Below are 13,765 nucleotides of genomic sequence, written 5' to 3' on the forward strand. Positions count from 1 at the left end.
GGCTACGCCGTATCCGCCTGCTTCCCTTACCTCCCCAAGTCCGCCACCGCAGCCTCCTCCGAATTTCGTGAGGGGGCTCGGCGTGTGCGCGTAACCATCACTGTCCAGGAGATCGAATGATCCTCGTCAACCTACTCACGTACTTGCTCGACAAAGTTTCGCCGTATTCGGTGGACACCGTGCTGGCCCGCCACGAGCGAGATATCACGCGTCTTCAGAAAGTCGCCGACAACCGCCGAGCTGCCGCCGAGGCGCAGGTCACTGCCGCGCAAGATCTACTGGCAGAGGCGCGCGACCACGCCGATGAAGCCGCCAAGGCTGATCGCATCGCCAGCCGCATGAAGTCCCTTCTGGACTGATGCCATGACATCGATCCAACAATACGCACTCAACATCTTCAGGAAGGCACCGGCTGGAATCGATGTCTTGGCCTACCTGGGCGGTGGTTGCCTCCGTTCGTTCTACGACGGCACGCCTGTCAAAGACTACGATCTGTTCTTCGCCAGTTACCACGACTGGCTATTTGCTTGTCAGTGGTTCCGAGCCGACACGTCCTTCGTCGAAACCACCTTGGAGGGAGAACAGACCTATCCAAGCTTCCAGCGTGAAGGCGAGCCGCCGTTCAACCTGATCGGCTTCCGCTTCCACAAGGGTGCGGAGGCCCTCTGCAATTCCTTCGACTTCACCTGTGTCGCTCTGGTGGCAGAGATCGTCGAGCCTGACGTAGTGACCGTCACCCAACACCCACTCGCTCCGTATCACGCAAGCCACAAGCTTCTGTCGTTCCAGAACTTACAGCACATCGACCGCGTTGAACGCCGCAAGGCGCGCTACATGGGCTATGGCTACAAGGAAACACCTGAGTTCACGGCAAGTCTCCCCAAGTGTGCGGCGATTCCTCGTGAGGCTTCGGGCGGTGATTACTAACCTTTGAAGTTATTCGACTGTGAAACCGATGGACTCCTCGACGAACTAACCGTAATCCACTGCATCGCCTTCGTTGACACATTGACGGGCAAAACGATCCGTGGAAACAACCACGGAGCAGCATTCACAGTCGAGCAAGTCCTTCGCATGCTGATGGAAGCTGACGCCATCGGCGGCCACAACATCATCGGCTTCGATATCCCGGCCATCCAAAAGGTCTACCCCTGGTTCAAGCCGAAGGGTCTGATCCGCGACACGCTCATCATGTCCCGCCTGATCTTCACGGACCTCGTGGAGCGCGACTTCAACTTCGCCAAGAAGACCCCAACGTTCGGCAAGAACCTGATTGGTTCTCACGCACTTGAAGCCTGGGGCATCCGCCTGGGCGAGTGGAAGGGCGACTACGCGAAAGAGTGTAAGGCCAACGGCATTGATCCCTGGGCGCGCTGGAATCAGGAGATGGACGACTACTGCCTTCAGGACGTCGTTGTCACCTGGAAGCTGTGGGAGAAACTTCTATCCAAAGGCTTCGGGGAGGAGTCCATACAGCTCGAACACGATGTCGCTCCGATCATCGAACGGCAGACCCGCTACGGCTTCCTCTTTGACGTCGAGAAGGCGCGGAAGCTGGAGGAGATTCTCGTCACGCGACGTACTGAGCTGGCCGACAAGTTGCGCGAAGCCTTCCCACCCTGGGAAGCAAAGGGTGCACTGCTGGTCCCCAAGCGGGACAACAAGGCCAAGGGGTACATCAAGGGTGTCCCCATCCAGAAGTACAAGACCGTCGTGTTCAACCCGGCTTCTCGCGATCACATCGCCAACCGGCTCACGACTCTGTACGGCTGGAAGCCAGTGCAGTTCACCGACAGTGGCAAACCCAAGGTCGATGAAACGACTCTCGAAGGTCTGAAGTACCCGGAAGCGGAGCTGCTTACGGAGTACCTGATGGTTGAGAAGCGGATCGGCCAGCTCTCCGAAGGCAAGCAGGCGTGGTTCAAGTCTATCAAGAAGAGGACGGGCCGTATCCACGGACGCGTCACGCAGAACGGCGCGGTCACGGGTCGTATGACTCACAGCAGCCCCAACTTGGCGCAAGTGCCGAGCTGTGGCACGCCCTACGGCGAAGACTGCCGTGAGTTGTTCTGCGTACCGAAGGGGAAGAAACAGGTAGGCGCTGACGCCTCCGGCCTCGAACTGCGGAACCTCGCGCACTTCATGGCGAAATGGGACGGAGGCGAGTACGCCAAGGTCATCCTCGAAGGCGACATCCACACAGTTAACCAGTGTGCCGCAGGTCTTCCCACTCGCAACAACGCGAAGACCTTCATCTACGCCTTCTTGTACGGCGCAGGCGATGCGAAGATCGGCTCCATCGTAGGTAAGGGTCGTCTAGCAGGCACAGCGCTCAAGAAGAAGTTCCTGAGCGGACTCCCTGCCCTCAACAGTCTCCTACAAGCGGTAAAGGTCGCTGCGAACAAGCGTGGGTATTTGATTGGACTTGATGGCCGAAAGCTGCATATCCGATCCGACCACGCTGCGCTTAACACGCTCCTCCAATCCGCAGGTGCCGTCGTGATGAAGAAAGCCCTGGTGATCCTCGACCGTCGCCTTCAGGAACTCGGCTACGTCCCCGGTGTGAACTACGAGTTCATCGCCAACATCCACGATGAGTTTCAGATCGAGTGTGATGAGGACATTGCAGAGATCGTCGGCAAGACGGCGGTGGAGTCGATCCGTGCTGCTGGTGACCACTTTGGTTTCCGCTGTCCGCTCGATGGTGAGTACAAGATCGGCAACAACTGGAAAGAGTGTCACTGAGGACGCCCGCCACACCGGCTAGTCGTCTTCTGTCACTCACCAAGTACCGTGCACAGAAACGTGGGATTCCCTTTGACCTCTCTATCGAGGACATCGTGATCCCACGTTTCTGTCCGGTGCTTGGACTGCCGCTGTATCGCAACTCCGGTGGCCGTGCCCAAGGCCCCAACTCGCCCACCGTGGATCGTCTTGATCCCGACAAGGGCTACGTCAAAGAAAACGTGAAGGTCATCTCGGCCCGAGCGAATGCCATCAAGTCCAACGCGACACCTGAAGAGCTTCTTCGGGTTGCCGCATATTTCCAGGAGAACCAATGAAGCGCTGCATCGATTGCAAATTCAGCCGCTACATCTATGTCTACGACAATCACAGATGCGAACGTCTCCACACGTTCGCTACCGTTCCTGACCCGGTGCGTGGCGGTACCAAAGAGATCAACACCACACCGTTAAGCTCTTACCGCAATTGCGAAGACGAGCGCGGCTCCATTCTTCCCTGGCGCTGCGGTTCCAAGGGTCGTCACTTCAAGCCCGAGGATTCGAAATGAGCTTCAGCAATCCACCACCCGAGGCTGAGAATCGCCTTCTGCTTGAGCTGTTCAAGCGCCGTGTCCGAGAGCTGCTCGAAAAAGAAATCCTTGCCGCCATCCGACCAGCGATGGGCAAGGCCATCGACGGCGCCGTGGGAAGCCTAGAGGCCGACATGCAGCGGCATTACGACGCCCAGACCAACCGAACGATTCATCAGCTCATCGTCACGCGGCACGACAAGTGACCTTCACCCGCTACCACGTCTACGCGGCCCTGCTGGTCGTGGCGGGCCTCCTCGGAACCTCCGCCATCATCTCCTATCGCCACATGGCATCCCGTGTGGAAACCCTGGAGGTGACGGCCAAGGAATACGACGGGCTCAGAAAGTCCGTCGAGTCTCTCCAGGCCGAGGTCATTGCGCGCCGGACGTCTGACCAGTCCATCCGCGACAAGCGGGCCAACACCACCAAAGCCATCCAGGAGGCAAGCCATGCTGACCAAGCTACTGCTGACTTTCTTGCTACTCCTCTACCTGACGGGCTGCGCAACGCATACCTCAAAGCCCACACCGAACAGCGTGTGGTTTCAACCAACAACCATTGAAGGCCGCTACGGCTCCCTGGATGCCCTGATGGCTGACAAGCGGAGCACAGGCGGCGACCTTCTCGACTTTGCCGGTAACGCCGAGGACGCCGTGATCCGCTGCAACGCGGACAAGACGAGCGCGACGAAGGAGAGCAAGTGAAAGCTGGCATCTACGAGTTCGGTCCCGAAGGCTCCAACGTCCTCATATGGGTTGCAGGCGGCTGGGTATTCAACGGTGATTATGAGGTCTTCTCTGATGACGGATGGAAGACCTGTTGGGTCGAGAACAACCCAAGTGCCATTGCTCGCCGAGTCGGTGACGTGCCCTCCATCACAAGGCGTGACTACAACGAAGTCATCGAGACATTCATCGAACAAAGGACTACCAAGTGCAAATCCAAGTAACCCTGCTGGGTGGCCCCGCCGACCTTCAGCGTCATAGCATTGATTCACAGTTGAGCCGCTACCAGGTAGCCGTTCTCGATAACCCTGCGATCTACCATGCGCCTTTCGCTGACTACACAGCGGTGGTCAATACGCATACCTACATGATTCGACAAGTTGACCGCGATGTCTTCGTGGGAATCTGGCAGCGTCGTTGGAGCTGACGCTCTTAATTGACGCCGACGTTCTCCGCTACCAACTCGCCTTCTCCAACACCAAGTCGTTCCAATTCGACGACGATGACTCCGCAACGGAGATCACGAATCCAGAGAAGGCCAAGGCGGACCTTGAGGGCTACATCGAAGACCTCGTGGACACACTCGGTGCTACCGACTTTCTGCTGCCCCTGTCGGTCTCCACCAACTTTCGCAAAGACCTCTATCCGGCCTACAAAGACAATCGCGCGGGTAAGCCCAAGCCGTCCCTATGGTCCGCCGTAGATGGATTCCTGCACGAAATGTACGCCGACAAAATCATCACCCGTGATTGCCTCGAAGGCGATGACATCCTCGGGCTCTTGGCAACACATCCGAAGCCCAAGCGGTGCCCCGGCAAGCGGATCATCGTGTCCATCGATAAAGACATGCAGACGATTCCTAGTCGCCTATACAACCCACAGAAGCCCGACCTGGGCACCCGCACCATCGGCATTCACGACGCGAACCTGTTCTGGATGAAGCAGACGCTGATGGGCGACGCGACGGACAACTATCCCGGCTGCAAAGGCATTGGACCTAAGAAAGCTGATGAGCTGCTCAATCCGATCCACGAGGCATGTCTCGACGGCGACGCTGAAACGCACCTCTCGGCCCTCTGGTTGGCCGTCGTGGATGCCTTCATGGCCAAGGGATTCTCCGACGCCGACGCCCTGACCCAAGCACGCCTCGCGCGCATTCTTCGCCATGGCGATTACAACTACAACACCAACGAGGTGAATCTTTGGAAACCCCTGTAAACACTGGTATAGGTGATGTCACGAGCGATGCTCGTGGCTCAGGTGCCCGCTTCAATACCGGCAAAGTGCCGTATGAGTTGCTGCCGCTAAAAGCATTCTTCAAGGCCCGTGCATTCCCAACCCGCAGCATGCCGGAACGTATCATGGAAGCACTCGCAGCATGGCAGACTGGGGAAGATAACCAGCTAAGAGTTGCAATGCTTGAAGCATGTTATGGCGTTATGGACCTGCCCAACCTCGCAGACGCCGCCAAGGTTTTCGACTATGGCCGCAAGAAGTACGCAGAGTGGAATTGGGCCAAGGGTATGCCCTGGTCTGCCCCGATGGCCTGCGCCATCCGACACTGCCTTGCCATTCTCGATGGTGAGGAGAATGACCCGGAATCTGGCTTACCTCATCTCGCACATGTCAAATGCAATCTGCTGATGCTTCTGACGTTTACCGGGACGTATCCCGAGGGCGATGATAGGCCCGTTAGGTGGCTTAAAGCTGCGAACTCATAAAAACTCACTTTGCATTTAATCGCCCTGTAACGGTGTCGATTAGCTCTATAAGTTCACCCTCTGCCTCGGATGCCTCTGTTTTATTCAGACCGGCAGCAATACGATAAGTAGTATTTTTAACGCCAGCCTGAAGCAGATACGTGGTCTCCTCGCCAGCCTCCATAGGGTGCACCACCACTGTACTAATGTATTCAATATCAGATAGTTGAATTACTCGATTGCACAGACTCCACTTGGAACCTTCGTAGTACTGATTCACTCGGAGCCAGCGATATTTTACTACTTGGTCGGTTATCTTGCTCATTCGCACCCCCAGGTTTTGAACAGGTAAATAATATACCGAGTAAAAGTCACCAAGGCGACAATACGTCCACAAAGCAACTAATACCCGCCAAATAAAACCCGGAGCATAGGACGAAACAGCATCCAGCCTGCGCCTGAGTTAAGTGGCAAGCATAGGAGGAAACGTAGTTTCCCCCCTAAGGATTCCCTTAGGTCTCCCCACGACGCCTAGGGTTTCCCTTGACCTCTGAAGCTATCCCCCTGCACGCCTATGACCTGATCGACCAGCTCAACAGGTCGTACCCCGAGGTCGTCTACGACGCCAAAGAAAACCACGACGAGTTCCTGATGCGATCCGGTGAACGGCGCCTGGTGCTCACCCTGCGCCGCAAGATGGCGCGTGAACAAGAGGAGCAGCATGTGCGGCAGTAAGCCGAAGGCACCTCCGGCAGGTCCACAAGAGCGACCTGCCGTTCTCCTGACTGCCCGCGACGGCATCTCGGATTCTGAAGTAGGCGCACAAGGCCGACGCAAGATGCGGATGGACCTCAACAACGCCACAACCCCCTACGGCAGCAGCCTAGTCATACCCACCTGAGCAGCAATACACAGCTCGTCCCCGCAGCCGCTCGTTACCAAAAGCTCAAGTCCGACCGTAACGAAGCTGAGTCCCGCGCCAAGAAATGCGCTGCACTCACTCTGCCGACGCTGTTCAAAGAAGTCACCAAGGGCAAATCCAGCTCTACGCGCACGACGCCCTATCAAGGCACCGGCGCGCGTTGTGTGAATTCCCTGTCGTCCCGCCTGCTATTGGCCTTGTTCCCGGCCAACGCCAACTTTTTCAAGCTGTCACCGGATGGCGTCGATATGTCCGCCCTGGCAGAACAGGCCGGCATTCAACAGGGCGAACTAGAAATCGGCCTTGCCGAGATCGAACGCACTGTCATCAACGATATCGAGACTTCCGGGATGCGCGGACGCCTTGCACTCTGCCTCAAGCACCTGTGCGGCACCGGCAATGGGATGGTCTACATCCCTGATGAAGGGAACGCCAAGTTCTATCCATTGACGCGCTATGTCGTCAATCGGGACGGCATGGGCAGCGTCCTGGAAATCATCACGCTCGATAGTGTGGCCCCTTCGACCCTCGACCCGAAGCTTCAGTCGGCCCTTGGCCTGGACAAGAAGAAAGAAGGCAACAGCAAGGACGATAGCGCCGAGGTCAATGTCGAGCTTTACACCCGCATCTACCGCGAAGCCGAGCTATGGCAGGTCTATCAGGAGGTGAACGACGTCATCGTTCCCGGCTCGGAAGGCACCTACCCCATTGATGCCTGTCCTTGGATTCCCCTACGGATTCCTGAGGAAGACGCGCAATCCTATGGCGCGGGCCTGATCTTCGACTACTTCGGCGACTTTGATGCCCTGGAGAAGCTGACCAAAGCCATGCTCAAAGGTGCGGCGGCAGCAGCCAAGGTGCTGTGGGCACTCGACCAGAATGCCGAGATCCGCCCCACTGACATTACCAAGGCCGAATCTGGTGACGTCCTACGCTTCAAGGCGGATCACCTGAAGTCGATCACGCAAGACAAGTACGCGGACTTCCGTTTCGTCACCGAGTATATCGAGTCGCTCATCAAACGCCTGGAGACCGCCTTCGGTGTCCGCACGTCGATTCAGCGCAACGGAGAACGAGTTACCGCCGAAGAGATCCGCTATCTCGCTCAAGAGCTGGAGGAAGTCCTCGGTGGTATCTACTCGATCCTCGCTGAAGATCTTCTGCTGCCGCTCGTGCGACGCATCATGGATCGGCTACAGCGCACCCATCGACTCCCCGAGCTTCCCCAAGGCATCGTCAAGCCTCGCATCGTTGTCGGCGTAGCGGCCCTGGGTCGAGGTCAGGACATGCGCAAGCTCACCGAATGGGCCACCGCGGCCAAGCAATCGCTCGGCGACCAGGTGTTTGCTCAACGTGTCGATGCCGGCGAGCTGATGTACCGACTCGGCGCGGCTTCCGACCTATCGATGAAGGGCCTCATCAAGTCCGATGAGACGCTCCAGCAAGAACAGCAAGACCAAACCATGCAGCAAGCGGCCATCCGCGCTGCACCCAACCTCGCCCAAGCCGCCATGGCACCCCAAGGAGAACCGAGTGGCAACCAAGCCGGATGAAAAACCCGCAACCACTGAGCCAGCGAAGACCAAAGTCGATCCGCTGGAGAAGTACAAGACCGTCTCCGAGAGCGGCCTGAACGTCTACAACTTTCGTGAAGACGCATGAGCGAACAGTCGCAAATTAATCTGAGCACCGATCCTGCGCCGCCCGCCTCCAGTGAACAGGCTCCCGTAACAAGTACCGAGAGCACCTTTGGCGGCTTCCAGACGGTCGAAGAGCTGGTGGCTGCCCATGAAGCCCTCAAGGCCGAGAAGGCGAGCCCGCCTGCCGAACCTGCTCAGGTTTCCAAGGAAATTCCGAGTGGCGACGAAACGGCTCAAGGGGCGGTAGCCAAGGCTGGTCTCGACTGGAACGCACTCAACGAAGAGTTCGCGACCAGTGGGGCACTCTCCGAAGCGACCTATGAGTCGCTGGAGAAATCAGGTATCCCGAAGGCCGAGGTCGATACCTACATTCGAGGCAAGCAAGCCGAAGTCGCTGCCTACGATAACGCCGTCTTCAGTGCAGTCGGCGGCGCCACTGAGTACACCGCCCTGATTGAGTGGGCAAAGAACGGGTACAACGACGCCGAGAAGAAAGCCTTCAATGACGCCGTGCGCTCGGGCGATGCCGCCCGTGCCGCATTGGCCGTGGAAGCGCTTGCCGCACGGCGAGCGGCAACACGTGGAAGCCCGCCTCCGGGCCTGCTGAAAGGTGGTAGCGCTGCCACAGGTGTCACCGGCTACCCATCCACAGCGGCCATGCAAGCCGACATGCGTAATCCGCAATACAAGACCGACCCCGCGTTCCGCGCGATGGTCGTTGAACGCCTCCGTCTCACCGATATGTAACCCTAGGAACCCAGCCATACACGATGTCTAACGCAACACCTAACCGCTTAGGTCAGATCCAGAACAACGGTGACGAGAAAGCGCTATTCATGAAGACCTATGCGGGCGAAGTGCTGACCGCGTTCATGGACGAGTACAAGCTTGAAGGTCACATCACCGTGCGCAATATCTCGCACGGCAAGTCGGCCTCGTTCCCGGTGATCGGCTTGATCGGCTCTGAGTATCACGTACCCGGCAGCGAAATTACCGGCCTGAACGTACCGCACAATGAGGTCACGATTGGCCTCGATCCGATGCTGATCTCGCACGTCTTCATCTCCAACATCGACGAAGCGATGAATCACTACGATGTCCGCAGTGATTACACGCGCAAACAGGGCCTCGAACTGGCAAAGCAGCGGCAGTTCCATGAACTGCGTTGCGCCATCCTTGCCGCTCGACAGACCACAGGTCCGGTCGATGGTATTCCAGGCGGCATGGTCATCACGCACGCCAACATGGCAAGCGATGCGTCGAAGATCGCCGAGGCGTTCCTCATCGCACGACAGAACTTCGACGAGAAGAACATTCCCGAAGAGGATTGTGTCGGCGTCGTGAAGCCCGCGCAGTGGTACAAGCTGACGCAGCAGAAGGACTTGGTGAATCGCGACTACAACCCGGAAGTCAACGGCTCGCTCTCGCAGGCTACGATTTACTCCATTGCCCGTATCCCGCTACTGAAGACCAACCACTTCCCCTCGGCGAACGACACCGCGAATCAGAAGATTCCGCAGTCGCGTCGTGGCGACTTCAGCAAGACCGTTGCGTCGATCTTCCATAAGTCTGCGGTAGGCACGCTGAAGCTGCTGGATCTCGCACTCGAAGACGGCTATGACATGCGCCGCCAGGGTACGCTGATGTTGTCTAAGTTCGCCTTGGGCCACGGCACGCTGCGTGGTGATGCTGCCGTAGAAGTTGCAGTCGCCCCGTAAGTAGCACCCTAACCCGTTACCGCCCTCACCCGGTGTAACGGGTTTTTTTTCTTTTCGAGGAATCCCATAGATCTCGCACCCACCACCGAACTGGATGCCGTGAACGAGATGCTCAAGGCTATTGGCGAGATCCCTGTGAACTCGCTCGACCACTTGGGCTTCACCGATGCGGCCATTGCGCGCGATACGTTGCGCATCAAATGTCGCGAACTCCAGTTGCGCGGCTGGTACTTCAACCGAGATACCAGCTACACCTTTGTACCCGGCACGGATGGCCGCGTCGTTCTGCCACCCAACGTCCTTGCCGTACTCCCCTTTGCCACCGAAGCGCGCCGCATCGTCCCGCGTGGTGGCCTCCTATGGAACGCTTCCGACCGCACCGATGTGTTCCCGCGCGACGACGGCCCGACCATGGAGGTGGTCTGGATGTTCGACTTCGAGAAACTGCCGGAGGGCGCCCGCCGCTGCATCGTTGTCCGCGCTGTGACCAAGTTCCAGACCGACCAGCTCGGCAGCGAGACCAGCTACAAATTCACTCAAGACGACGAACGGTTTGCATGGAATGCCTTGTTGGCCGAAGAGCGCCGTTACGAAGGCAAAGCCAACATGTTCAATGATGCTCAAGATGTCGTCGAGGTCTGGCAGCGTTAATGCCGCTGATCTCAGGAACCATCCCGTCGCTCATCGGCGGGGTCTCCCAGCAAGACGCTTCGGTACGCCAGCCAGCACAGTTTGAAGAAGGTTTGAATCTCGACCTGAGCCCAGCGTCAGGGGCTGGTCCACGCGCACCGGCACGATTTATCAACGTACTCGGCTCCGACATTCCCGACGACGCCTTCTTCCACAGTATCGTTCGTGATGCCCGCGAGAAATATCTCGTCGTGATCTACGAGGGCCGCGTGCGCGTGTTCAATCACGTCACCGGCAAAGAGCATGTCGTCGTTATGGACGAAGCCTCCCGTCCGTATCTCAACACCATCTACGCACCGCACGAGTCCATACGAGCGACGACAATTGAGGACTACACGATCCTCGTGAACCGCGAAGTCGTGGTGGCGATGGCAACCGATGTGGCCCCGAACGGCACGCCCATCAACATGGGCAACTCCGGTCAAACACCCACTGGCCCCTTTGGCCCTCTCATGAACCCCACTCTCGCCAGTGTTCCGGTATCGGGCTCTGTACAAACCTTTCAAGACCTGCCCAAGGACGGCGCGTTTGGTCAGATATGGGAGATCCGGGGTGACGGTGCGAGCGGCTTTACCGGCTACTACGTGCAGCGCGAAGCGACGAAGGTATGGCGTGAGGTCGCCAAGCCCGGCATCCCCAACACCTTTAACCGCGCCACGATGCCGCATGGCCTCAAGCGTATCCCCGACAGCATTACGCCGGATGGCTTCTACTTCAGCTACGGCCCCCTGGACTACGACAAACGCTATGCCGGTAACGAGCGGACCTGCCCGGTTCCCTCGCTGGTCGGACAGCGTATCGGCAATGTGCTCTATCACCGCGACCGTCTTGTGTTGCTCGCGGGCGAGAACGTCCTGATGTCGGAGGTAGGCCATTACGTCAACTTCTGGCGTACCACGGTCACCGCCTTACTTGATAGTGACACCATCGACGTCGCCATGCCGACCGAAGGCGTGGCCGAACTGACGCACGGCGTGCCGTATCAGAAAGCCCTTCTCCTGTTTGCTTCGGGAACGGTGCCGATGATGCAGCTCACAGGTGATCCGGTGCTTTCTCCGAAGACCGTCAAGGTTGATCCGGTCACCACCTATCAGGTCTCACCGACCATCAAGCCGGTCGTCGCGGGCAGCAGCGTGTTCTTTGTTGATGACACCACGAACAAAACGTGGGCCACCATCCGCGAATACTTTGTATCCAGCGATGTCATCACGCCGGAAGCGGCCAATATCACCGCGCACGTCCCTGCCTTTGTTCCTGGCAAGACCCGCTGCATGACCGCCGTGCCTGACGCAGACCTCGTGCTGCTATCTCATCGAAGCCCTAACGGCCCCCAGGTATACGTCCATCAGTTCAAATGGGTGGCCGACCAGAAGCAGCAGTCCGCATGGCATCCATGGAAGATCGAAGGCGTGGGCGAAGTCGTCCATCTACGAGCCATCGGCACTGATTTGTACTTGATTGCCAAAGCACCAGGCGGCGTGGAGATGCTAACGATGGATCTCAGTCCGGCCCCGACCTTCCCTGCGGTCACTCCCGAGTTCGATATCTATCTCGACCGACGTGAGCTGGTGAAACCCGTATGGCAGATGTTTGGTAACTACACCGACGTCACGGTGCCTTTTGTGATGCCCACGCTGACAAACCTCGCCGTCCTCAAGACGACGGACTGGAGCGAACCCGGTGCCTATCTCGACATCACACAAGCAACACTCGTGAATGGTGGCCAGACACTCCGTCTTCCCGGCAACGTGGCGCAAGGCCGCGTGGTCATCGGCTACAAGTACAAGCGCCGCGTCACCTTGTCTCAACAGTTTGTTCGCGAGCAAAACGGCAATACCAAGACCATAGGCCGCTTGCAGATGCGCCGCATGACGGTTCGCTTTGCCCGAGCGGCGTACTTCCGGTGTCTCGTGTATCCCAAAGGACGCACGGAGGCTATCGATACGCTCGTGCCGCAACTGATGCACACCTACACCGCACGCACAGCGGGCGATGCCGAGTTCCTGTTGAACGTCCCGAAGCTCTCCTCAGGCACCCACACGTTCCTCGTTGCATCCCGCGCCGATCACGTCCATGTCGCGCTCGACAGTGACTCTCCCTACCCCTGCTGGTGGCAATCCGTCCAGTGGGAAGCCCTCTACATCACCAAGGTACGACAGTGATCCTTACGATCCATACGCCCACATCTGAGGCGCTTCAAGACATCGCCGAGCGGCTGTGCGCGGAGGATGTAGCCGAACTGGACGCCATGGGGTACACCGATGCGCTGGAGGTCATGAAGACCTCCGTCGCAGGCAGTCGAGAAGCCTATGTTGCTCACTGGTACGGACGTCCACAGGCGGTCTTTGGTGTGGCCGACTATGAGCACAACACGAACTGTGGCGTCCCCTGGCTTTTATCCACTGGACCGCGCGGACGTATCGGGCGGGAGTTCGTCAAGACCTCTCGTCGTTTCATAGCGGAGTGGTCGCCGATGTACTGCTACTTATTCAACCTCGTCGATACCCGCCATGTCCGCGCCCAGCGCTGGCTCATGTCGCTTGGCTTCTCGCCCCAGCGCGTACACCACGTCAACGCGCACCCTTTTATTGAATTCGGAATGACCCCCTCATGTGTGCCATAGCCGTACCTATCATCATGGCGGTGGTCGCTGCGGGCACAGCGGCCTATCAAGCCAATCAGAACAAACACGCTGTCGAAGCGCAGATGCGCGAACAGCAGAAGCAGATTGACCAATCGGCCAGCGCACAGACCGAGGACCGCATGAAAGCCGCCCGTGAAGCCCGTGCATCTGCTCGTGCCGCCTCAGCGGAGTCCGGCGTCTCGGGCAACTCCGTCGATGCCGTCCTCAACGACCTGCTGTTTCAATCAAGCCAGGATGTCGCACGCATCGAGAAGAACCGACAGAACGGTATTGCCGAAAGCACCCAGCAAGCCCGCAGCCGTTTCGGTGAGATCAACGGTCAATTGGCTTCCAGCGTGGCTAGCTCTGTAGCGAGCGCCTATGCCAAACGTACCCCAACGATTCCCACACAGAACACCACGGGATAAGTT

The 13,765-nt window shown here is 58.1% G+C and carries 21 protein-coding genes; 20 read left to right on the top strand and 1 reads right to left on the bottom strand.

The annotated features are described in order from the left end of the window. Positions 1-116 precede the first annotated feature (116 nt). The 11 genes from OUZ52_RS02695 (at position 117) to OUZ52_RS02745 (ending at position 5,762) form a co-directional block, all read left to right on the top strand. Positions 117-359, top strand: a complete 243-nt coding sequence (locus OUZ52_RS02695) for a hypothetical protein (protein ID WP_266156757.1) — start codon at positions 117-119, stop codon at positions 357-359. Between the two features lie 4 nt (positions 360-363). Beyond that, the gene (locus OUZ52_RS02700) at positions 364-927 is read left to right on the top strand and encodes a Gabija anti-defense Gad2 family protein (RefSeq protein ID WP_266156758.1); all 564 of its coding nucleotides are present in this window, start codon (positions 364-366) and stop codon (positions 925-927) included. 147 nt (positions 928-1,074) lie between these two features. Beyond that, the gene (locus OUZ52_RS02705) at positions 1,075-2,745 is read left to right on the top strand and encodes a DNA polymerase (RefSeq protein ID WP_266156760.1); all 1,671 of its coding nucleotides are present in this window, start codon (positions 1,075-1,077) and stop codon (positions 2,743-2,745) included. A 95-nt stretch (positions 2,746-2,840) separates the two neighbouring features. After that, positions 2,841-3,062, top strand: coding sequence for a hypothetical protein (locus tag OUZ52_RS02710; RefSeq protein ID WP_266156761.1), 222 nt, complete (start codon positions 2,841-2,843; stop codon positions 3,060-3,062). Beyond that, the gene (locus OUZ52_RS02715) at positions 3,059-3,292 is read left to right on the top strand and encodes a hypothetical protein (protein ID WP_266156762.1); all 234 of its coding nucleotides are present in this window, start codon (positions 3,059-3,061) and stop codon (positions 3,290-3,292) included. Before OUZ52_RS02710 ends, OUZ52_RS02715 begins: the two co-directional genes overlap by 4 nt. Further along, positions 3,289-3,519, top strand: a complete 231-nt coding sequence (locus tag OUZ52_RS02720) for a hypothetical protein (protein ID WP_266156763.1) — start codon at positions 3,289-3,291, stop codon at positions 3,517-3,519. Before OUZ52_RS02715 ends, OUZ52_RS02720 begins: the two co-directional genes overlap by 4 nt. Then, positions 3,516-3,878, top strand: coding sequence for a hypothetical protein (locus OUZ52_RS02725; protein ID WP_266156764.1), 363 nt, complete (start codon positions 3,516-3,518; stop codon positions 3,876-3,878). Before OUZ52_RS02720 ends, OUZ52_RS02725 begins: the two co-directional genes overlap by 4 nt. 138 nt (positions 3,879-4,016) lie before the next feature. Continuing rightward, positions 4,017-4,265, top strand: a complete 249-nt coding sequence (locus tag OUZ52_RS02730; protein WP_266156765.1) for a hypothetical protein — start codon at positions 4,017-4,019, stop codon at positions 4,263-4,265. Further along, the gene (locus OUZ52_RS02735) at positions 4,250-4,468 is read left to right on the top strand and encodes a hypothetical protein (protein ID WP_266156766.1); all 219 of its coding nucleotides are present in this window, start codon (positions 4,250-4,252) and stop codon (positions 4,466-4,468) included. The genes OUZ52_RS02730 and OUZ52_RS02735 overlap by 16 nt, the downstream gene beginning before the upstream one ends. Beyond that, positions 4,459-5,259 carry a phage exonuclease gene (locus OUZ52_RS02740; protein ID WP_266156767.1) on the top strand — a complete coding sequence of 267 codons (801 nt, stop codon included), beginning with the start codon at positions 4,459-4,461 and terminating at the stop codon, positions 5,257-5,259. Before OUZ52_RS02735 ends, OUZ52_RS02740 begins: the two co-directional genes overlap by 10 nt. Then, positions 5,244-5,762, top strand: a complete 519-nt coding sequence (locus OUZ52_RS02745) for a dATP/dGTP diphosphohydrolase domain-containing protein (RefSeq protein WP_266156768.1) — start codon at positions 5,244-5,246, stop codon at positions 5,760-5,762. Before OUZ52_RS02740 ends, OUZ52_RS02745 begins: the two co-directional genes overlap by 16 nt. A gap of 4 nt (positions 5,763-5,766) precedes the next feature. Here the strand turns inward: OUZ52_RS02745 and OUZ52_RS02750 are convergent, their stop codons facing one another. Further along, positions 5,767-6,066: a hypothetical protein gene (locus OUZ52_RS02750; protein ID WP_266156769.1), complete on the bottom strand. Its 300-nt coding sequence runs from the start codon at positions 6,064-6,066 to the stop codon at positions 5,767-5,769. A gap of 218 nt (positions 6,067-6,284) precedes the next feature. Between OUZ52_RS02750 and OUZ52_RS02755 the strand changes: the two genes are divergently transcribed. The 9 genes from OUZ52_RS02755 (at position 6,285) to OUZ52_RS02795 (ending at position 13,762) form a co-directional block, all read left to right on the top strand. Next, positions 6,285-6,476 carry a hypothetical protein gene (locus OUZ52_RS02755; protein ID WP_266156770.1) on the top strand — a complete coding sequence of 64 codons (192 nt, stop codon included), beginning with the start codon at positions 6,285-6,287 and terminating at the stop codon, positions 6,474-6,476. 162 nt (positions 6,477-6,638) lie between these two features. Next, a complete protein-coding gene (locus OUZ52_RS02760) occupies positions 6,639-8,216 on the top strand; it encodes a portal protein (protein WP_266156798.1) in 1,578 nt (525 codons plus the stop codon). Beyond that, positions 8,197-8,325, top strand: a complete 129-nt coding sequence (locus OUZ52_RS02765; RefSeq protein ID WP_266156771.1) for a hypothetical protein — start codon at positions 8,197-8,199, stop codon at positions 8,323-8,325. Before OUZ52_RS02760 ends, OUZ52_RS02765 begins: the two co-directional genes overlap by 20 nt. After that, on the top strand, positions 8,322-9,050 hold the full coding sequence (locus OUZ52_RS02770; protein WP_266156772.1) for a capsid assembly protein: 729 nt from the start codon (positions 8,322-8,324) through the stop codon (positions 9,048-9,050). Before OUZ52_RS02765 ends, OUZ52_RS02770 begins: the two co-directional genes overlap by 4 nt. A gap of 23 nt (positions 9,051-9,073) precedes the next feature. Beyond that, positions 9,074-10,021: a major capsid protein gene (locus OUZ52_RS02775; RefSeq protein WP_266156773.1), complete on the top strand. Its 948-nt coding sequence runs from the start codon at positions 9,074-9,076 to the stop codon at positions 10,019-10,021. A 99-nt stretch (positions 10,022-10,120) separates the two neighbouring features. After that, positions 10,121-10,672: a hypothetical protein gene (locus OUZ52_RS02780; RefSeq protein ID WP_266156774.1), complete on the top strand. Its 552-nt coding sequence runs from the start codon at positions 10,121-10,123 to the stop codon at positions 10,670-10,672. After that, the gene (locus OUZ52_RS02785) at positions 10,672-12,873 is read left to right on the top strand and encodes a phage nozzle protein (RefSeq protein ID WP_266156775.1); all 2,202 of its coding nucleotides are present in this window, start codon (positions 10,672-10,674) and stop codon (positions 12,871-12,873) included. Before OUZ52_RS02780 ends, OUZ52_RS02785 begins: the two co-directional genes overlap by 1 nt. Further along, on the top strand, positions 12,870-13,334 hold the full coding sequence (locus OUZ52_RS02790) for a hypothetical protein (RefSeq protein WP_266156776.1): 465 nt from the start codon (positions 12,870-12,872) through the stop codon (positions 13,332-13,334). Before OUZ52_RS02785 ends, OUZ52_RS02790 begins: the two co-directional genes overlap by 4 nt. Beyond that, positions 13,322-13,762 carry a virion core protein, T7 gp14 family gene (locus tag OUZ52_RS02795; RefSeq protein WP_266156777.1) on the top strand — a complete coding sequence of 147 codons (441 nt, stop codon included), beginning with the start codon at positions 13,322-13,324 and terminating at the stop codon, positions 13,760-13,762. Before OUZ52_RS02790 ends, OUZ52_RS02795 begins: the two co-directional genes overlap by 13 nt. Positions 13,763-13,765 lie beyond the last annotated feature (3 nt).

Source organism: Dyella silvatica (genome assembly GCF_026283955.1).
In the GTDB taxonomy this organism is placed as follows: domain Bacteria; phylum Pseudomonadota; class Gammaproteobacteria; order Xanthomonadales; family Rhodanobacteraceae; genus Dyella_C; species Dyella_C silvatica.